Raw genomic sequence first — 19,033 nt, 5'->3', positions numbered from 1 at the left:
GAATCTAGACCGGTAAGGCTGGCGCTCAGATGGCGAGCGCATCAAGCAGCTCGCTTTCAAGCTCGAGCTGCAGTTTGTTGTCCTGGGTCAGGCGGGTGCCGTCGACCAGGAAGATGTCTTCCACGCGCTCGCCGAGCGTGTTGATACGCGCGGTGTGCACCGACACGCGACGGTGAGCGAGCACGCGGGCAATCGCGTAGAGCAGACCGGTGCGGTCTGTCGCAGAAATGGAGAGCAGGTAATACTGGCCGCGCTCGTCCGCCCGCAGGTCGACACGAGGCTTGATCGGGAAGCTGCGCGACTGGCGCGAGATACGCCCACGCGGCGGCTCGGGCAGGGCGGTTTCGCGCGAGATCTGTTCAGCCAGTTCGTGTTCGACCAGCGTGATGATGTCGCGGTAATGCCCGGGCTCCACCAAGCCGCTGCTGGGGTCGGCCACCTGGAAGGTGTCGAGCGCGTAGCCGTGTTTGGTGGTGTGGATCTTGGCGTCAAGAATCGTCAGGCTCTTGCGCTCGAAGTAGCCGCAGATGCGTGCGAAAAGATCGGGCCGATCCGGCGAGTACACCGCCACCTGCAGGCCGACGCCCGCCGGTGAAATGCGCGCACGCACGATGGGGATCGTGGTGTTGACGCGGTTGTAGAAGTGCCGCGTGAACCAGGCGATGTCGCGTGCGTCGTGGCGCAGGAACACACCCACGTCGAGCTGTTTCCACAGTGCCTCGTGCGCGGTGTCGTCCAGCGCGGCCAGGCGCAGCAGGGCGCGCGCTTCTTCCTTGCGACCTTCGAGCACGGCGTGCGGGTCCGTGGTGGCACCGCCGAGCACGCGCAACGTCATGCGATACAGGTCTTCCAGCAGCTTGCCCTTCCAGGCATTCCACACTTTCGGGCTGGTGCCGCGGATGTCGGCAACGGTCAGCAGATACAGCGCGGTCAACCGACGCTCGGTGCCGACCAAGTCGGCGAAATGACGGATGACTTCCGGATCGCCCAGGTCCTGCTTCTGCGCGACCTGGCTCATGGTCAGGTGGTGTTCGACGAGCCAGACGACCAGGTCGGCGTCTTCCTTGGCAATGCCGTGTTCCTTGCAGAAGCGTCGCGCGTCGGACATGCCGAGCACCGAGTGGTCGCCGCCGCGTCCTTTCGCAATGTCATGGAACAGCGCGGCGACGGTCAGCACCCACGGCTTGTCGAAGTTCGCCATCAACTGGCTGCAGAACGGAAACTCGTGCGTGTGCTCCACGATGGCGAAGCGGCGGATGTTGCGCACCACCATCAGGATGTGCTGGTCGACCGTGTAGACGTGAAACAGGTCATGCTGCATCTGTCCCACGATACGGCGGAAGTTGACCAGGTAGCGGCCGAGCACGCTCGTCTGGTTCATCAGGCGCAGTGCGTGTGTGATGCCCTGCGGCTGCTGCAGGATCGATAGGAACAGCGCGCGATTGTCCGGATCCTTACGCCATTTCGCGTCCATCAACGTCCGTGCGTTGTAGAGGGCGCGCAAGGTGCTGGCCGCCAGTCCCTTGATGCCACGCGTTTGCTCGTACAGCAGGAACGTTTCAAGAATGGCCGTCGGCTCGCGCTGGTAGAGATCGGCGTCGGCAATTTCAAGCATGCCTTGCCGTTCGACAAAGCGATCGTTGATCTTGCGCGTGATACCCAGCTCGCTCGGGAACAGCTTTGCCTCGATGTTTTGCAGCACCACGGTATTGAGCTGCGTGACCGCCTTGGCCACCCAGTAATAGCGGCGCATGAGCTGTTCGCTTGCGCGCTTGGCGGTGGTCGGGCGGTAACCGAACGATTCGGCCAATTGCGTCTGCAAGTCGAACACCAACACGTCCTGGCGACGCCCGGCCAGCAGGTGCAGGCGCGCCCGCACGGTTTTGAGCAGGCGCTCATTGCTCACCAGCTCCTGGGCTTCACGGCGCGTGAGCAAGCCGTTGGCAAGCAGCTCGTTCCAGCTCGAACCGAAGCCGGCCGCGCGCGTCATCCACAGAATGACCTGCAGGTCGCGCAGGCCGCCGGGACTTTCTTTGCAGTTTGGTTCAAGCGAATAGGGCGTGTCCTGGTACTTGGCATGCCGCTGGCGCATTTCCAGCAGTTTCGACTGGAAGAAATCTGCCGCGTCGAGGTGGCCTTGATAGTGCGTCTCAAACGTGCGGTACAAGCCCTCGTCGCCGGTCAGCAGACGCGCTTCCAGCAACGACGTACGCACCGTGACGTCCTGTGCGGCTTCATTGATGCATTCGTCGACCGTGCGCACCGACGAGCCGATATCCAGCCCCATGTCCCAACAGCGGCCGATGAAGGCCTCCAGCCGGGTCTCCAATGCCTTGTCTGCGGTGCCCGGCAGCAACAGGAGGATGTCCACATCGGAATGCGGAAACAGCTCGCCGCGCCCGTAGCCGCCCACCGCAATGAGCGCGCAGGTTGCGGGCATCTGCTCTTCCTGCCAGAGCCGCACCAGCGCACGGTCCACCGCGCGCGCCAGCTTGGTCACGAGTTGTTGAACGTTGGCGTGCTGGTCGAACTGCGCGAACAGGTGTGCGCGCTCAGCTTTCAGGGCGTCGCGCGGGTGGGCTTCTTCGGCAGGGGCGGCAGCAGCGGAGGGCATGAGTGGAGCGTGAATGAAACAGCGACCGGATCGAGCCGGTCGCTGCAAGAGTTGAGCCGGTGCGGGGCGAGATCAGCGTGACGGTGCGGCTCGCCCGCGAGGATCAGGCCGTGGCCGGCGCGCCTTCGTGTACGAATTCCGGTGCCGGCGGCGTCAATGCTGACACGGTCAGCACTTCGTGGCCGGTTTCCGTCACCAGAAGCGTATGTTCCCACTGCGCAGACAGGCTGCGATCGCGCGTCTTGACAGTCCACTGGTCGGGCATCGTGCGGATGTCGCGCTTGCCCGCGTTGATCATCGGTTCAATCGTGAAGATCATGCCTGCCTTCAGTTCCATCCCGGTGCCGGGGCGGCCGTAGTGCAGGATCTGCGGATCTTCGTGGAATTTCTTGCCGATGCCGTGGCCGCAATATTCGCGAACCACGCTATAGCCGGCGGCTTCAGCATGTTGCTGGATCACGTGGCCGATGTCGCCCAGGCGTGCGCCGGGACGCACGGCCGCGATACCCTTCCACATGCATTCGAATGTGACCTGCGTCAGGCGCTTGGCCAGGATCGACCCTTCGCCCACGACGAAGGTGCGGCTGGTGTCCCCGTAATAGCCTTCCTTGGTGATGACGGTGATGTCTAGGTTGACGATGTCACCGCTCTTGAGCACCTTGTCGCCGGGAATGCCGTGGCAGATCACGTCGTTGACGGACGTGCAGATCGATGCCGGGAAAGGCGGATAGCCAGGGGGCGCATAGTTCAGCGGTGCCGGCACAGTGCCTTGCACGTCACGCATATAGGCGTGGCACAGCTGGTCCAGCTTGCCCGTGGTCACGCCGGGCGTTACGAACGGGGTGATGTAATCCAGAACTTCGGACGCAAGCCGACAGGCCACGCGCATTTGCGCAATGTCTTCGGCGGTGTGAATGGTAACGGCCATGCTGTGACTCTTTCTGCACGCAGGCGCGCGAGGCGCCGCGTCGTGGCTAAAGTGTGAATTATCGCACCAAAGCGCCCCGGCCGGGGTTTTCGGGCGCCGGGCGCCAGTCCCGGCCCGTTTGCTGCGAATGCTCGGAAGGTCTTGAGTCGATTGGGTTTTTGCCGCTATAATCGCTGGCTAAGCAGTCGCTGGTCGTGTGGCCGGTGACGCTTGAAATCGCGAGCCGCTTCACCGCGGGTGTCCGTCGTAACGCATGCAACGGATGTCTGAGGCGGCTTCAGACCTAACCCGATTGGAGAATTTCATGTCCGTGACCATGCGCGAAATGCTGGAAGCCGGTGTCCACTTTGGCCACCAGACCCGCTTCTGGAACCCCAAGATGGCCCCCTTCATCTTCGGCCATCGCAACAAGATTCACATCATCAACCTGGAAAAGACGCTGCCGATGTACCAGGACGCACTGAAGTACGTGCGCCAACTGGCAGCCAACCGGGGCACCATTCTGTTCGTCGGCACGAAGCGTCAATCGCGCGAGATCCTGGCTGAAGAAGCGGCTCGCGCAGGTATGCCGTTCGTCGACAGCCGCTGGCTCGGCGGCATGCTGACCAACTTCAAGACGGTCAAGACCTCGATCAAGCGCCTGAAGGACATGGAAGTCGCCAAGGAAGCCGGCGCGACCGAAACCATGAGCAAGAAGGAAGCGCTGATGTTCGAGCGCGAAATGGACAAGCTGGTGAAGTCCATTGGCGGCATCAAGGACATGGGCGGCATTCCTGACGCCATCTTCGTGGTGGACGTCGGCTACCACAAGATTGCCGTGACCGAAGCAGCCAAGCTGGGTATTCCGGTGATCGGCGTGGTTGACACGAACCACTCGCCCGAAGGCATCGACTACGTCATCCCGGGTAACGACGACTCGAGCAAGGCTGTTGCACTGTACGTGCGCGGCGTGGCCGATGCGATCCTGGAAGGCCGTGCCAACGCGGTCCAGGAAGTGGTTGAAGCCGCTCGCGGTGGCGACGACTTCGTCGAAGTCCAAGAAGGCTAAAGACAAGAAGGCGTGCGCCCGCAGCTTGATTGCGCGGGACGCGTGCCAGGCCGCACCTGATGAAACGCATCAGGGCCGATGGCCAGACAGGGGCGCGTAACAAACGCCCCTTTTTTTTGAAATTTGTCATGCGGATGCCCCACGCGCGTCGTATTTCGTGGGGCGGCCGGATGGAAACCGGACGACAGGCCGGCGCGAGGCGAGAAATCCGCTTGCGACCGGACGACGATCTGAAACAAGGAGCATGAGAATGGCGGCAATTACCGCAAGCATGGTTGCAGAGCTGCGCGCGAAGACCGACGCGCCGATGATGGAATGCAAGAAGGCCCTGACCGAAGCCGAAGGCAACCTGGAAAAGGCCGAAGAGATCCTGCGTGTGAAGCTGGGCAATAAGGCCGGCAAGGCTTCCAGCCGCGTCACCGCTGAGGGCGTGGTCGCAGCGTTCGTCGAGGGCACCACGGGCGCCCTGGTCGAAGTGAATTGCGAAACCGACTTCGTTTCGAAGAATGACGATTTCCTGGCCTTCACGAACGATGTTGCCAAGCTGATCGCTCAGAAGAACCCGGCTGACGTGGCGGCCCTGTCGGCCCTGTCGATCGGTGACGAAACGGTTGAAGCCGTGCGTACCCGCCTGATCGGCAAGATCGGCGAGAACATGACGATCCGCCGCTTCCAGCGTTTCGAAGGCACCCAGCTGACTTCGTATCTGCACGGCACCCGCATTGGCGTCATGGTGGCATTCGAGGGCAACGAAGTGGCGGCTAAGGACGCAGCAATGCAGGCTGCCGCCATGAAGCCGGTGTCGCTGTCGGCTGACGACGTGCCGGCCGAGCTGGTCGCCAAGGAGCGCAGCGTTGCTGAGCAGAAGGCTGCGGAATCGGGCAAGCCGGCTGAAATCGTTGCCAAGATGGTGGAAGGCAGCGTGCAGAAGTACCTGAAGGAAGTCTCGCTGCTGAACCAGCCGTTCGTGAAGAACGACAAGCAGACCGTTGAGCAGATGCTCAAGGCTGCCAACACGACTGTGAAGGCGTTCACGCTGTACGTGGTGGGCGAGGGCATCGAGAAGAAGCAAGACGACTTCGCTGCTGAAGTGGCTGCCCAGGTGGCCGCTGCCAAGCAACAGGCGTAATGCTGCGACGGCCGTTTCCGATGGTGCGGCGATTCGCCCTCCGGCGCAGGCCGGGAGGTGTCGTTTCCACCCTTGGCGCAGCCGTATAATGCCGAACAAACAGGGCACCGAAAGGTGCCCTGTTTGCAGGTGCAGCCTGCTTGCGCGGGTATCGTTGGGAGGATTTCCTGACGGCTTCCGCGCAAGAAGGTTGCGGGATGTGCGAAGTCCCCGCTTTGCTCGTCGTTGTCATATCCGCAGCGTCATTTCCCCCTTTCCTGTTTCCCGTACCAGGAATCGTCACGAGGATCTCCATGCCTGCCTATAAGCGCGTTCTACTCAAACTTTCCGGCGAAGCCCTGATGGGCGACGATGCCTTTGGCATCAACCGCAGCACCATCGAAGGGATGGTCAACGACATCGCCGAAATCGTGAAGCTGGGCGTGCAGGTGGCAGTGGTGATCGGCGGTGGCAATATCTTCCGCGGTGTTGCGGGCGGAGCCGCCGGCATGGATCGCGCCACGGCCGACTACATGGGCATGCTGGCCACCATGATGAATGCGCTGGCCCTGCAAGACGCCATGCGTCATGCCAACCTCGAGGGTCGCGTGCAATCGGCGCTGCGCCTGGACCAGGTGGTCGAGCCGTACATCCGTCCCCGCGCGATCCGCCAATTGGAGGAGGGGAAAATCGTGATTTTCGCCGCCGGCACCGGCAACCCGTTCTTCACGACCGACACCGCCGCCGCGCTGCGCGGCTCGGAAATCGGTGCCGAGATCGTCCTCAAGGCCACCAAGGTGGATGGCGTCTACACCGCTGATCCAAAGAAGGACCCGAGCGCCACCCGCTACACGACCATCACGTTCGACGAAGCCATCTCGCGCAACCTGCAGGTGATGGATGCGACTGCCTTTGCGCTGTGCCGCGACCAGAAGTTGCCGATCAAGGTGTTCTCGATCCAAAAGCCGGGCGCCCTCAAGCGCGTGATCCTGGGTGAAGACGAAGGCACGCTGGTGCACGTCTAAAACCAGCGGCAAGCCTGGTTGCAGGCGCCTTTTTTAGCGTTCGCTGACCCTGCGTAAATGGCGTTGGCGAGCGGCTTCCATGTAAAATCGCCTATTGTCTTTTTGGTCTTGCCGGTGCCCTGTGTCGTTTTCCAGGGCGCAAGTTCGGCAGACCGCCGTTATCGTTCGGAGGAAGTATGAGCGTCGCCGATGTCAAAAAGAATACCGAGCAGAAGATGCAGAAGTCGATCGAGGCTCTCAAGGCGGATCTGGCCAAGATCCGTACTGGCCGTGCCCACACCGGTCTGCTCGATCACGTGCAAGTCGATTACTACGGCTCGATGGTGCCGATCAGCCAGGTTGCCAACGTGACTCTGGTGGATGCGCGCACGATTGGTGTGCAACCGTGGGAAAAGAAGATGGTGCAAGCCGTCGAGAAGGCCATCCGTGAAGCGGACCTCGGTCTGAACCCCGCCACCATGGGCGACATCATTCGCGTGCCGACGCCCGCGCTGACCGAAGAGCGTCGCAAGGAGCTGACCAAGGTCGTGAAGGGCGAGGGCGAAGATGCCAAGGTCGCCGTGCGCAACCTGCGTCGCGATGCCAACGAACAGCTCAAGAAGCTGGTGAAGGACAAGGCCATCTCGGAAGACGACGAGCGTCGCGGCGGAGACGACGTTCAGAAGCTGACCGACAAGTTCGTCGCCGAGATCGACAAGCTGGTCGCCGAGAAAGACAAGGAAATCATGACGGTGTAAGGCCGTCTCCCGCCGCCGGCGCATTGGGCGCATGCGGTGGGAAGCCCGATTCATGCATATCAGTTCGACACTGGCGGTGCCCGACACCGCCGATACGCCGCGCCACGTCGCCGTCATCATGGACGGTAACGGCCGCTGGGCCACCGAACGGCATCTGCCGCGTGTGGCCGGGCATAGCCGCGGCCTCGACGCCGTACGAGCAACCGTTGAAGCGGCGGCACGCCGTGGCGTCGGTTACCTGACGCTGTTTGCCTTCAGCTCCGAAAACTGGCGCCGCCCGGCTGAGGAAGTCACTTTCCTCATGAAGTTGTTCATGACGGCGTTGCGCCGCGAAGTCAGCAAGCTGCACGACAATGGCATCCGCTTGCGCGTGGTGGGCGATCTGTCTGCGTTCAGTCCGCGCATCCAGCTTTTGATTCGCGAAGCTGAGGCCAAGACGGCTGCCAACCCCGGTCTGACTGTCACGATCCTTGCCAACTACGGCGGGCGCTGGGACATCCTGCAAGCCATGCGCGCCTTGTTGAAGGCGCAGCCTGGCATTGCACCTGACGCCATCACGGAAGAGATGCTTGCGCCGTACATGGCCCTGTCTTACGCGCCGGAGCCGGATCTGTTCATCCGCACCGGTGGCGAGCAGCGCATCAGCAACTTTCTGCTGTGGCAGCTTGCCTATTCCGAGCTGTACTTCACCGATCGCTACTGGCCCGACTTCGATGCCGCAGAACTCGATCGCGCCTTTGCGTGGTATCGCAACCGCGAGCGCCGCTTCGGCCGCACCAGCGCGCAGCTCGATCCCGATGTTCCCCCCGCGCTATCCGCCGGAGCCTGACACATGCTGCTGACTCGCGTCATTACCGCTGTCTGCCTGCTGATTGTCATCCTGCCCATTCTGTTCTTCGCGCCGCCCGCCGGCCTGGCCGGGCTCGTGACGGTGTTTGCAGCCCTCGCCGCGTGGGAGTGGGGGCGTCTCGTGCGCCTGCCCGGCTGGTGGGGGCCGATTCTCTATGCGGTCGTTGTGGTCATGCTGACAATCGCTTGGCACGACATTCCCTTTCGCGGTGATGTGCGGCCGCTATTCCATGGCGCGGTAATCGCGTGGGTGATCGCCTGGGCGCTGCTAGCGGGTGGTGTGCGCGAGTTGCATGGCACGCGCAGGGTCGTGTTCACCCTGCTGGGCTTGGTGATGCTGCCGGCGTTCGTGCATGGCGCCATTGAATTACGCACGCACGGCATCGCGTTTCTGCTTTCGGTGGCGTTGCTCGTGTGGGCTGCCGATGTGGGCGCCTATTTTGTCGGCAAGGCCATTGGTCGCCGCAAGCTTGCTCCGACCATCAGCCCGGGCAAATCGTGGGAAGGTGCAATCGGCGGTGCCGTGCTGGTTGCGGTGATCGCCACCGTTGCCGGTATCACGCATTGGTTTGCACCGACGTGGTTCTCGCACGAGTTTGATCAGCGCGGCGCCGTCGCCGCCCTTGCGCTAACCATCTTGTTGGTGGCGGCAAGCGTCGGCGGTGATTTGTTTGAATCCCTGCTCAAGCGTCAGGTCGGCATGAAAGACAGCAGCCGCCTGTTGCCCGGCCACGGTGGTGTGCTCGATCGCATCGACGCGCTGCTGCCGGTGTTTCCGCTGGCTGCGCTGCTGATTTCCTGAGGCGTCTGAACATGATGCGTTTGACCGTTCTTGGCGCCACCGGCTCCATTGGCGACAGCACGCTTGACGTGGTGCGCCGCCATCCCGACAAATACAGCGTTTTTGCGCTGACCGCCAACGCGCAGGCCGACAAGCTCGCGGTGCTCTGCCGTGAGTTTCGCCCGAAGATGGCGGTGCTGGGTTCGGCCGCGGCGGCGGGTGCATTGCGAGAACAGCTCGGCGCCGATGCTGCCGGCATCGAAATCCGCGCCGGCACCGAGGCGTTGGAAGAGGCTGCCGCGCACACCGACTGCGATGCGGTGATGGCCGCCATCGTTGGCGCCGCAGGCTTGCGTCCGACGCTTGCCGCCGTGCGTGCCGGCAAGCGCGTGCTGCTGGCCAACAAGGAGGCGCTGGTAATGTCCGGCGCGCTCTTCATGGACGCTGTGCGTCAACATGGCGCCACCGTGCTCCCCATCGACAGCGAGCACAACGCCATCTTCCAATGCTTGCCTCAGCAAGTTCCGCAGTTCGGGCGGGGCGTGTCGCGCATCGTGCTGACGGCATCGGGTGGCCCGTTCCGCACGCGCGCTGTGGAGTCCCTTGCGGATGTCACGCCAGATCAGGCTTGCGCGCACCCGAACTGGGTGATGGGACGCAAGATCTCCGTCGACTCCGCCACCATGATGAACAAGGGGCTGGAGGTGATCGAGGCGCACTGGCTGTTCGGCGTTCCGGTCGAGCATCTCGAAGTCCTGATCCACCCTCAGAGTGTCATCCATTCGATGGTCGGCTACGACGATGGCTCGGTGCTGGCGCAGCTAGGCAATCCGGACATGCGCACGCCGATTGCCTACGGCTTGGCATATCCCGAACGCATCGAAGCCGGTGTTCCATTGCTCGATCTTGTCACAACGGGCGCGCTGACGTTCGAGGCGCCGGACCTGCGCCGCTTCCCGTGCCTGGCGCTGGCCTTTGACGCACTGCGCGCTGGTGGTACGGCTCCTGCTGCACTGAACGCGGCCAACGAGGTGGCTGTCGAAGCATTTTTACAGCGCCGCATCCGGTTCACCGAGATTGCTGCCGTGGTGGGCGACACGCTCGCCCGTACCTCCATCGTGCCCGCCGACTCGCTCGACACCGTTTTTGAGGCCGACGCCCAAGCGCGTCAGCAAGCTGAGCGCTATATCGCGACCGTATGCGCGCAACTGCCGGCCGCCTGAAAGCGCGCTGTCAGAGCAAGCGGGTAACATAGCGGCTTCGCGCGGGGCCAGCCCGCGCATGCCCTTCAGTGCATCCGGAGAAGGTTTTGCAGACCGTTTTAGCGTTTGTCTTTGCGATCGCGGTACTGATCGTCATTCACGAACTGGGCCATTACAGCGTCGCACGCCTGTGCGGCGTAAAGGTGCTCCGGTTTTCCGTTGGCTTCGGCAAGGTGCTGTTCCGTCGTGTGGGCCGCGGCCCTGACCGCACCGAATGGACGATCTGCGCCATTCCGCTGGGCGGCTACGTCAAGATGCTGGGCGAGGGATCGCGAGACCCCGAGAAAGACCCGCCCATCCTCCCCGAAGACCTCCCGCGCACCTTCGATCACCAGCCGGTCTACAAGCGGTTCGCCATCGTGGCCGCTGGCCCGATCGCGAATTTCCTGCTCGCAATTGCGCTCTATGCAGTGCTGGCATGGGTCGGCGCAATCGAGCCGTTGCCTATCCTCGGCGCTCCGCCACCGGGCAGCATTGCCGCCCAGGCCGACCTGCATGCCAGGGACCGCGTGATCGCCATCGGTACGGACGATGAAACACCTGCGCCCGTGCGCAGCTGGAGCGATGTCCGCATGCGCTTGTACTCGGCCGGCATCGCAGGGCGCGACGCGCTTGTACAAGTGCGCGGCGCCGATGGTGTCGAGCGCACCGTCCGCCTGCATGGTTTGCCAAGCGCAGCCCGTACGCCGCAGGCCGACGTAATTGACCAGATTGGTTTGCGCCTGCAGGGCGGTCCCGTCACCATCGTCGACGTACTTCCCGCCAGTGCCGCGGCACGCGCAGGGTTGCGAGCCGGCGATCAGATCGTCCGCTTCGCGGGCCAGCCAGCCGATCAGGCGATGGACCTCATCCGCCAGATCCGCGCCATGCCCGAGCAGAACGCGTCGATCGACATCCTGCGCAACGACCAGCCCATGACGCTGCCGGTTCGCCCAGACGCAGACGTCGATCCCAAGAACCCCACGGGCCCGAAGATCGGCAAGCTCGGCGCGCAGCTCAACCAGAAGGTGGAAACGGCGATGATCCGAGACGAGCCGGTTGCCGCCTTAGGCCACGCCGTGGGCGAGGTCTGGCGGACTTCGGTGCTGTCGCTCCAGGTCCTGGGCAAGATGATCATCGGTCAGGCGTCGCTGCAGAACCTGAGCGGACCGATCACTGTGGCGGACTTTGCAGGCAAGGCGGCAAGCCTTGGCTGGCAGACGTTTGTGAGCTTTCTCGCGTTGATCAGCGTCAGTCTCGGCGTGCTGAACTTATTGCCCGTTCCGGTATTGGATGGGGGGCATTTGCTGTATTATTGCGTGGAATTTTTGACTGGCCGACCCGTGCCGGAATCCTGGCAAGCAGTCCTTCAGAAGATCGGCGTCGCCTGCATCCTGCTTCTCACTTCGCTCGCCCTGTACAACGATTTGAGTCGGTTGTTTCTGACTCGTGGCTAGACCGTATTCAAACTGGGTCGGTTAGCCGCATCGTTGCCACCGGCGTGAGCGGGCAACTCAGGGTTTTGAAAACACTCAGAAGTGGATTCCGATTGAATCCAACTAGGGGATTAGATTGATCAGACAACATCGCTTCCCGCTCAGCGTGCTGGCGGCTTCCGTGCTGACCGTTACTGCTGGTCAGGCTCATGCAGTGGAGCCGTTCGTCGTCAAGGACATTCGCGTGGAGGGTGTGCAGCGCGTCGAGCCGGGCACCGTGTTCGGCTATCTGCCTGTGAAGGTGGGTGAGACCTTCACCGACGAGAAGGGCGCCGAATCGATTCGCGCGCTCTACAACACCGGCTTCTTCAAGGACGTTCAGATCCGCTCCGAAGGCAATGTGCTGGTGGTGCGCGTGGAAGAGCGTCCGGCGATCTCGCAGCTCGAGTTCATCGGCTTCAAGGAGTTCGACAAGGAAGCGCTGCGTCGTACGCTGCGCGGCGTGGGCGTGGCCGAGGCCCGTTACTACGACAAGTCCCTCATCGACCGCGCCGAGCAGGAAATCAAGCGCCAGTATGTTTCGCGCGGCTACTACGCTGCCGAGGTGACGACCACCGTTACGCCGGTCGATGCCAACCGTGTGTCGATCACGTTCACGGTGGACGAAGGTCCGACCGCCAAGATTCGCCAGATCAATATCGTCGGCAACAAGGCCTTCAAGGAAGGCGACCTGCGCGACGAGATGCAACTGTCCACGCCGAACTGGCTGTCGTGGTACACCAAGAACGATCTGTACTCCAAGCAGAAGCTCACGGCTGACCTGGAAGCGTTGCGCTCGTTCTATCTGGATCGCGGCTACCTGGAATTCGCCATCGAGTCGACCCAGGTGTCGATCACGCCTGACAAGAAGGACATTTACCTGACGCTGAACATCCACGAGGGTGAGCAGTACAAGGTATCGGACATCAAGCTGACCGGCGAGCTGCTGGGCAAGCAGGCCGAGATGGAGAAACTCATCAAGCTCAAGCAGGGCGATGTCTTCTCTTCGGCCAAGCTGTCGTCGACGACCAAGTCGATTACCGATCTGCTCGGCACGTACGGCTACGCTTTCGCCACCATCAACCCGCAGCCGCAAATCAACCAGAAGGACCGCACGGTTGCGCTCACGCTGGTGGTCGATCCGGGCCGCCGCGTGTACGTGCGTCGCGTGAACGTTGTCGGCAACAGCAAGACCCGCGACGAAGTCGTGCGCCGCGAAATGCGCCAGATGGAAGCCTCCTGGTTCGATGGCGAGAAGCTGCAGCTTTCGCAGAACCGTGTGAACCGTACGGGTTACTTCACCGATGCGAACATCACGACGGAAGACGTGCCGGGTACCACCGACCAGGTCGATGTGAACGTCAACGTGACCGAAAAGCCGACTGGCCAGATCAACCTGGGCGTGGGCTTCTCTTCGACCGACAAGCTGGTGCTGTCGGCGGGTATCCGTCAGGACAACGTGTTCGGGTCCGGCACGAGCCTCGGCCTGGATGTGAACACGTCCAAGTCGAACCGCACCATTGCCGTGACGCAGTTCGATCCGTACTTCACGGTGGATGGCATCAGCCGCTCGACTGAGCTGTACTACCGCACGTACCGCCCGCTGTACTACACGGGTGACCAGGACTACCGCGTTGTGCAACAAGGTGGCAACGTCAAGTTTGGCGTGCCGTTCTCGGAAACCGATACCGTCTTCTTCGGCATCGGCTACGAGCGCACGACCATCGACGTGACGACCAACACGCCGCTGGCCTACCAGAACTACGTCGCGAAGAACGGCCGTATCACCAATAACTTCCCGATCACCATCGGCTGGTCGAAGGATCAGCGTGACAGCGCTCTGGTGCCGACGCGTGGTCGCTATCAGCAGGCCAACCTGGAGTTCGGTATTCCGGGCGGCGATCTCCAGTACTTCCGCGCGTACTATCAGCACCAGTATTTCTATCCGCTGTCGAAGTCGTTCACGATGGCGTTCAACAACGAGATCGGGTACGGCCACGGTTACGGCGGCAAGGACTTCCCGGTCTTCAAGAACTACTACGCCGGCGGTATCGGCTCGGTGCGCGGTTACGAAACCAGCACGCTGGGCCCGCGCGACGCCAACGGCGTGGCCATCGGTGGCGCCAGCAAGTTCGTCGGCAACGTGGAATTCATTTTCCCGCTGCCGGGTTCGGGCGTGGACCGCACCGTTCGCCTGTTCACCTTCTTTGACTACGGTAACGTGTTCGCCGAAGGTCAGCCGTACAAGCTGGGCGACATGCGCTACTCGACTGGTTTCGGTTTGTCGTGGCTGTCGCCGATCGGCCCGCTCAAGATCAGCATGGGCTTCCCGATCAAACGCAAGACCGAAGATCAAACGCAACGCTTCCAGTTCCAGATCGGGACTGCATTCTAATGACTGCATTCATCATGAAATCCACGCGCATCACCTTGTCCCGCATGGGCGTGTCCGCTGCTTTCGCCGCACTTGCCGCAGCCAGCTTTGCGCTGCCGGCCACGGCGCAGGAAGCGCGCATCGCTGCTGTCAATTCCGAGCGCATCCTGCGCGACTCGCAGCCTGCCAAGGCCGCACAGGCCAAGCTGGAAACCGAGTTCGCCAAGCGCGACCGCGAGCTGCAGGACATGGCTGCCAAGCTCAAGGGCATGTCCGACAAGCTGGACAAGGAGTCGGCTGTGCTGGCCGATTCTGATCGCACCCGCCGTCAGCGTGAATTGTCGGACCTGGATCGCGACTTCCAGCGCAAGCAGCGCGAATTCCGTGAGGACCTGAACCAGCGCCGCAATGAAGAGCTGGCCCAGGTGCTCGAGCGCGCCAACCGCGTGATCCGCTCGATTGCCGAGCAGCGCAAGTACGACCTGATCGTGCAGGAAGCCGTGTACGTGAACCCGCGCATCGACATCACGGACGAAGTGCTCAAGGCGCTGAATTCGCAATCGGCCAAATGAGGTTGTTCGCATGTCGTTTTCGCTTGGTGAACTTGCTGCGTCGCTCGGCGCGACCGTCCAGGGTGACGCAGGCCTGATCGTCAAGTCGATCGCGCCGCTGGATCAAGCGGGCGCCGATCAGCTCGCTTTTCTTTCCAATCCGCTGTACCTCAATCAGGCTGTGAGTTCCGGTGCGGCGGCGATCATCGTGTCGCCCCGCGATCTGGAAACGCTCGAAAGCCAAGGCCACGCTGCTGGCCGGAACTGGCTCATCGCTGCCAACCCGTATGCTGCGTTTGCTCGTGTCGCCCAGCGCTTTGTTGCGCTGGCGGCGCGCCCCGTTGTGCCTGGCATTCACCGGACTGCCAGCGTGGAAGAGGGCGCCACGGTGCCAGCGTCGTGCTCCATTGGTCCGAACGTGACCATCGAAGCTGGCGCGGTGCTCGGCGAGCGTGTACGCATCGCCGGCAACAGTTTCGTGGGCGCCGGTGCCCGCATTGGCGATGACACGTTGCTCTACGCAAACGTGTCGATCTATCACGGCTGCGTGGTTGGTGCCCGCTGCATTGTGCATAGCGGCGTCGTGATCGGCGCGGATGGCTTTGGCTTTGCACCCGACTTCGGTCCGCAGGGCGGCGAATGGGTGAAGATTCCGCAGACTGGTAGGGCCGTGATTGGCGACGACGTAGAGATCGGCGCGAACACCGCCATCGACCGCGGCGCGATGGCCGATACGGTGGTCGAACAGGGTTGCAAGATCGACAACCAGGTGCAGATCGCGCACAACGTGCATGTGGGCGCCTATACCGTTATCGCCGGCTGCGCTGCCATTTCTGGCAGCACGAAGATCGGGCGCTACTGCATCATCGGTGGCGCGGCCAATTTTGCTGGCCATCTGACGATTGCCGACCGTGTGACCGTTTCAGGCGGCACCTCCATTACCAAATCCATCACCAAGCCCGGTGGCCATTTCACCAGCGTTTTCCCATTCATGCCGCATGGCGACTGGGAACGTAACGCGGCCATCGTCCGAGGCCTGACGCGCATGCGCGAACGGTTGCAACAACTCGAACAGCGGGTCAAAGACCTGCAGCAACAATCATGACCGAAGCAACGAATGCGACGAGCGCGACCCCCAGCCCCGTCAGCGATTTCAATATCAAAAAGATTCTCGATCTGCTGCCGCATCGCTACCCGATGCTGCTGGTGGACCGCGTGATTTCGCTGGAGCCGCGCAAGTCGATTACGGCCATCAAGAACGTGACGTTCAACGAGCCGTTCTTCAACGGGCACTTCCCCGGCCATCCGGTGATGCCGGGCGTGTTGATGCTCGAAGCGCTGGCGCAAACCGCTGCGCTGCTGACGTTCGGCGAGGCCGATCACGAGCGCAAGGAAAACCAGCTCTACCTGTTCGTGAGCATCGATGGTGCACGCTTTAAGCGGCAGGTGATCCCGGGCGACCAGCTCGTGATGACGGCCGAGCTGCTGCGCTCGAAGAGCGGTATGTGGAAGTTCAAGGTGTACGGCAAGGTTGACGGCGAAGTCGCCGTGGAAGCCGAAATCATGTGCGCCGTGCGCGAAGACAAGTCCAAGGGCGAGGCATGACGCAAGCACAGAAGATCCACCCGACCGCGCAGATTGATCCGAAGGCCGAACTCGATTCGAGCGTCGAGATCGGCGCGTTCACGGTCGTGGGCCCGAACGTGCGGATGGGCGCAGGCACGCGCGTCGGCCACCATACGGTCGTTGAAGGCTACACGACGCTGGGCCGCGACAACAGCATCGGCCACTTTGCTTCCGTGGGCGGCCGCCCGCAGGACATGAAGTATCGCGATGAGCCGACGCAGCTGATCGTCGGCGACCGCAATACCATCCGCGAATTCACCACGATCCATACCGGCACTGCGCAGGATGCCGGTATCACGTCCATCGGCGACGACAACTGGATCATGGCCTACGTGCATATCGCGCACGATTGCCGCGTGGGCAACCACACGGTGTTCTCGAGTAACGCGCAGATCGCGGGTCACGTGGAAGTCGGTGACTGGGCGATTCTCGGCGGCATGTCCGGCGTGCACCAGTTCGTGCGTATCGGCGCGCATGCCATGCTCGGTGGCGCATCGGCGCTCGTGCAGGATGTGCCGCCGTTCGTGATCGCCGCGAGCGACAAGGGCGGCAACAAGGCCGCGCCGCACGGCATCAATGTGGAAGGCCTGCGCCGCCGTGGCTTTACGGCCGAGCAGATCACCGGTCTGCGCCAAGCGTACAAGCTGCTCTACAAGAGCGATCTGAGCTTTGATCAGGCCAAGGCGGAAATCGCCGCCCAGATCGCTCAAACGGACGACGCCCCCACGCGTGAGGTGTTGACCGCGTTTGCTGATTTCATTGCCGCCACCAAGCGCGGCATCGTGCGTTGAGCGAGCAGCCTCAGAACACCACGCCGGTGCGCCGCATCGGCATGGTGGCAGGCGAGGCTTCCGGCGATTTGCTGGCCTCGCTGCTGCTCAAGGGGTTGCGCGCACAACTGCCTGCCGACTTCGCCTACAACGGCATCGGCGGGGCCCGCATGACGGAGCAGGGTTTCCAGTCGAACTGGCCGATGCACAAGCTGTCGGTCAACGGCTACGTGGAAGTGCTCGGCCAGCTGCGTGAGATTCTTACGATCCGCAAGGAACTCAAGCAGGATCTGCTGGAGAAGCCGCCGCTGGCTTTCATCGGGGTCGATGCGCCGGACTTCAATTTCAACGTCGAGATCGCCATGCGGCAGGCGGGTGTGCCGGTGGTGCATTTCGTGAGCCCGTCGATCTGGGCGTGGCGTGCCGGCCGTATCAAGACGATTGCTCGCGCGGTCGACCATATCCTCTGCCTGTTCCCGTTCGAGCCCGAGATTTACGCCAAGGCCGGCATTCCGGCCACGTACGTCGGGCATCCGCTCGCGGATGAGATTCCGCTGGTGCCGGACATAGAAGGCGCGCGCACGCGCCTCGGCCTGCCGTTGGGCCGCAAGGTCGTTGCGGTGCTGCCGGGCAGCCGCAATTCCGAAGTGAAGCATCTCGGGCCGACGCTGTTCGCGGCAATGTCACGCATGCAGGCGGTCGAGCCGGATCTGGCTTTTGTGCTGCCGGCGGCCAATGCGACGCTGCGCGAGCGCATCGATGCGATGCGCGCGGAGCACCCAGGCTTGCATCTGTGGGTCGTCGATGGCCAGTCGCACGCCGCCATGGAAGCGGCTGACGTCATCCTGCTTGCCAGCGGCACGGCCACGCTGGAAGCGGCGTTGTACAAGAAGCCGATGGTCATCACTTACAAGGTGCCCTGGCTGACGGCGCAGATCATGAAGCGCAAGGGCTATCTGCCGTACGTGGGGCTGCCGAACATCCTGTCCGGCCGCTTTGTCGTACCGGAATTGCTGCAGGATGACGCAACGCCCGAGGCACTTGCGCGCGAAACGTTGCTGCAACTGAGCGATCATGGCAACGCCACGTTCCTGCGTGAGCACTTCACGCAGATGCACCTCACGCTCAAGCAGAACATGGCGGAGATCGGCGCGAAAGTCGTGGTCGATCTGCTGCGCAGTCGCGGTAAGCTTTGAGCCCATGGCGTCCCGCAAACCCAATCCCGACCAGCTTGGCCTGCTGCTCTCGCAAGAGCCGGCGGCCAAGCGCGCGCGTCGCATCCTCTGCGGCGTGGATGAGGCTGGACGCGGGCCTTTGGCCGGACCGGTGACGGCTGCGGCGGTCGTTCTCAATCCGCGCAAGCCAATTAAAGGCTTGGCCGACTCCAAAATCCTGACCGCCAAGAAGCGCGAGGCGCTGTACGACGAGATCGTCGAAAAGGCGCTCGCCTGGCATGTGGCGGAAGCCACCGTCGAAGAAATCGACCGCATCAACATCCTGCACGCGACCATGCTGGCCATGCAGCGTGCGGTGCACGGCGTGGCCGCATTGGGCACGCTGCCCGATCTCGTGCAGGTGGACGGCAATCGGTGCCCACAGGTGGCATTTGCGGTGGAGGCCATCGTCAAGGGCGATGCGCTGGTGCCGGCTATTTCGGCGGCATCCATCCTGGCGAAGGTGACACGCGACCGCCAATTGGCCGCGCTGCATATCGAGTTTCCACTCTACGGCTTTGACGTCCATGCCGGTTATGGCACGCCGCAGCATCTGGCGGCGATCGACCTGCATGGCGTGACGCCCCATCATCGCCGCTCGTTCGCGCCCGTGCGTCGTGCGCTGGAGGGGATGAGCGCCATCAGCATCGAAACCACCGCTGCAGGCAGCGCCTGGGACGACTGACCTTTTT

At 62.6% G+C, this 19,033-nt stretch carries 17 protein-coding genes; 15 read left to right on the top strand and 2 right to left on the bottom strand.

Annotated features, from left to right (window positions below; genetic code table 11):
* Positions 1-25: 25 nt before the first annotated feature.
* Entirely contained in the window at positions 26-2,614 is a 2,589-nt protein-coding gene (locus DOD19_RS07780) for a [protein-PII] uridylyltransferase (RefSeq protein WP_112184984.1), read from the bottom strand.
* Positions 2,615-2,717: 103 nt separating this feature from the next.
* Positions 2,718-3,542 carry a type I methionyl aminopeptidase gene (map, locus tag DOD19_RS07775; protein WP_024975796.1) on the bottom strand — a complete coding sequence of 275 codons (825 nt, stop codon included), beginning with the start codon at positions 3,540-3,542 and terminating at the stop codon, positions 2,718-2,720.
* 304 nt (positions 3,543-3,846) lie between these two features.
* Here map and rpsB point away from each other — a divergent pair, with 304 nt between their 5' ends.
* The 15 genes from rpsB (at position 3,847) to rnhB (ending at position 19,026) form a co-directional block, all read left to right on the top strand.
* Positions 3,847-4,590 (top strand): 30S ribosomal protein S2, encoded by a 744-nt coding sequence (gene rpsB, locus DOD19_RS07770; protein WP_004626667.1) that lies wholly within the window; start codon positions 3,847-3,849, stop codon positions 4,588-4,590.
* A 250-nt stretch (positions 4,591-4,840) separates the two neighbouring features.
* Positions 4,841-5,719, top strand: coding sequence for a translation elongation factor Ts (gene tsf / locus DOD19_RS07765; RefSeq protein WP_024975795.1), 879 nt, complete (start codon positions 4,841-4,843; stop codon positions 5,717-5,719).
* A 293-nt stretch (positions 5,720-6,012) separates the two neighbouring features.
* Complete coding sequence (gene pyrH / locus DOD19_RS07760) at positions 6,013-6,723, top strand: UMP kinase (RefSeq protein WP_009238238.1); 711 nt, start codon at positions 6,013-6,015, stop codon at positions 6,721-6,723.
* A gap of 176 nt (positions 6,724-6,899) precedes the next feature.
* Positions 6,900-7,460, top strand: a complete 561-nt coding sequence (gene frr / locus DOD19_RS07755; protein ID WP_024975794.1) for a ribosome recycling factor — start codon at positions 6,900-6,902, stop codon at positions 7,458-7,460.
* Positions 7,461-7,512: 52 nt separating this feature from the next.
* Positions 7,513-8,289 carry a polyprenyl diphosphate synthase gene (gene uppS / locus DOD19_RS07750; RefSeq protein ID WP_024975793.1) on the top strand — a complete coding sequence of 259 codons (777 nt, stop codon included), beginning with the start codon at positions 7,513-7,515 and terminating at the stop codon, positions 8,287-8,289.
* Between the two features lie 3 nt (positions 8,290-8,292).
* Positions 8,293-9,111 carry a phosphatidate cytidylyltransferase gene (locus DOD19_RS07745; protein ID WP_112184982.1) on the top strand — a complete coding sequence of 273 codons (819 nt, stop codon included), beginning with the start codon at positions 8,293-8,295 and terminating at the stop codon, positions 9,109-9,111.
* Between the two features lie 11 nt (positions 9,112-9,122).
* The gene (ispC, locus tag DOD19_RS07740) at positions 9,123-10,313 is read left to right on the top strand and encodes a 1-deoxy-D-xylulose-5-phosphate reductoisomerase (protein ID WP_024975791.1); all 1,191 of its coding nucleotides are present in this window, start codon (positions 9,123-9,125) and stop codon (positions 10,311-10,313) included.
* An 86-nt stretch (positions 10,314-10,399) separates the two neighbouring features.
* Complete coding sequence (gene rseP, locus DOD19_RS07735; RefSeq protein ID WP_112184980.1) at positions 10,400-11,788, top strand: RIP metalloprotease RseP; 1,389 nt, start codon at positions 10,400-10,402, stop codon at positions 11,786-11,788.
* 115 nt (positions 11,789-11,903) lie between these two features.
* Positions 11,904-14,201, top strand: a complete 2,298-nt coding sequence (gene bamA, locus DOD19_RS07730; protein WP_024975789.1) for an outer membrane protein assembly factor BamA — start codon at positions 11,904-11,906, stop codon at positions 14,199-14,201.
* On the top strand, positions 14,201-14,752 hold the full coding sequence (locus tag DOD19_RS07725) for an OmpH family outer membrane protein (RefSeq protein ID WP_024975788.1): 552 nt from the start codon (positions 14,201-14,203) through the stop codon (positions 14,750-14,752). Before bamA ends, DOD19_RS07725 begins: the two co-directional genes overlap by 1 nt.
* A gap of 10 nt (positions 14,753-14,762) precedes the next feature.
* On the top strand, positions 14,763-15,836 hold the full coding sequence (gene lpxD / locus DOD19_RS07720) for a UDP-3-O-(3-hydroxymyristoyl)glucosamine N-acyltransferase (protein WP_024975787.1): 1,074 nt from the start codon (positions 14,763-14,765) through the stop codon (positions 15,834-15,836).
* The gene (fabZ, locus tag DOD19_RS07715; protein ID WP_024975786.1) at positions 15,833-16,336 is read left to right on the top strand and encodes a 3-hydroxyacyl-ACP dehydratase FabZ; all 504 of its coding nucleotides are present in this window, start codon (positions 15,833-15,835) and stop codon (positions 16,334-16,336) included. The genes lpxD and fabZ overlap by 4 nt, the downstream gene beginning before the upstream one ends.
* Entirely contained in the window at positions 16,333-17,148 is an 816-nt protein-coding gene (gene lpxA, locus DOD19_RS07710; protein WP_012761904.1) for an acyl-ACP--UDP-N-acetylglucosamine O-acyltransferase, read from the top strand. The genes fabZ and lpxA overlap by 4 nt, the downstream gene beginning before the upstream one ends.
* A gap of 41 nt (positions 17,149-17,189) precedes the next feature.
* Positions 17,190-18,323, top strand: coding sequence for a lipid-A-disaccharide synthase (lpxB, locus tag DOD19_RS07705; RefSeq protein WP_239498002.1), 1,134 nt, complete (start codon positions 17,190-17,192; stop codon positions 18,321-18,323).
* Positions 18,324-18,327: 4 nt separating this feature from the next.
* Positions 18,328-19,026, top strand: coding sequence for a ribonuclease HII (rnhB, locus tag DOD19_RS07700; RefSeq protein WP_024975783.1), 699 nt, complete (start codon positions 18,328-18,330; stop codon positions 19,024-19,026).
* Positions 19,027-19,033: the final 7 nt, after the last annotated feature.

The organism is Ralstonia sp. GX3-BWBA, assembly GCF_003290055.1.
Classification (GTDB): domain Bacteria; phylum Pseudomonadota; class Gammaproteobacteria; order Burkholderiales; family Burkholderiaceae; genus Ralstonia; species Ralstonia holmesii.
This window is presented reverse-complemented; position numbering and strand designations above follow the sequence as displayed.

Bases quoted from the DNA above. Each gene is read 5' to 3' on its own strand.
- DOD19_RS07780 (WP_112184984.1), bottom strand. From the start codon at position 2,614: ATGCCCTCCGCTGCTGCCGCCCCTGCCGAAGAAGCCCACCCGCGCGAC.
- map (WP_024975796.1), bottom strand. From the start codon at position 3,542: ATGGCCGTTACCATTCACACCGCCGAAGACATTGCGCAAATGCGCGTG.
- rpsB (WP_004626667.1), top strand. From the start codon at position 3,847: ATGTCCGTGACCATGCGCGAAATGCTGGAAGCCGGTGTCCACTTTGGC.
- tsf (WP_024975795.1), top strand. From the start codon at position 4,841: ATGGCGGCAATTACCGCAAGCATGGTTGCAGAGCTGCGCGCGAAGACC.
- pyrH (WP_009238238.1), top strand. From the start codon at position 6,013: ATGCCTGCCTATAAGCGCGTTCTACTCAAACTTTCCGGCGAAGCCCTG.
- frr (WP_024975794.1), top strand. From the start codon at position 6,900: ATGAGCGTCGCCGATGTCAAAAAGAATACCGAGCAGAAGATGCAGAAG.
- uppS (WP_024975793.1), top strand. From the start codon at position 7,513: ATGCATATCAGTTCGACACTGGCGGTGCCCGACACCGCCGATACGCCG.
- DOD19_RS07745 (WP_112184982.1), top strand. From the start codon at position 8,293: ATGCTGCTGACTCGCGTCATTACCGCTGTCTGCCTGCTGATTGTCATC.
- ispC (WP_024975791.1), top strand. From the start codon at position 9,123: ATGATGCGTTTGACCGTTCTTGGCGCCACCGGCTCCATTGGCGACAGC.
- DOD19_RS07725 (WP_024975788.1), top strand. From the start codon at position 14,201: ATGACTGCATTCATCATGAAATCCACGCGCATCACCTTGTCCCGCATG.
- lpxD (WP_024975787.1), top strand. From the start codon at position 14,763: ATGTCGTTTTCGCTTGGTGAACTTGCTGCGTCGCTCGGCGCGACCGTC.
- fabZ (WP_024975786.1), top strand. From the start codon at position 15,833: ATGACCGAAGCAACGAATGCGACGAGCGCGACCCCCAGCCCCGTCAGC.
- lpxA (WP_012761904.1), top strand. From the start codon at position 16,333: ATGACGCAAGCACAGAAGATCCACCCGACCGCGCAGATTGATCCGAAG.
- lpxB (WP_239498002.1), top strand. From the start codon at position 17,190: ATGGTGGCAGGCGAGGCTTCCGGCGATTTGCTGGCCTCGCTGCTGCTC.
- rnhB (WP_024975783.1), top strand. From the start codon at position 18,328: ATGGCGTCCCGCAAACCCAATCCCGACCAGCTTGGCCTGCTGCTCTCG.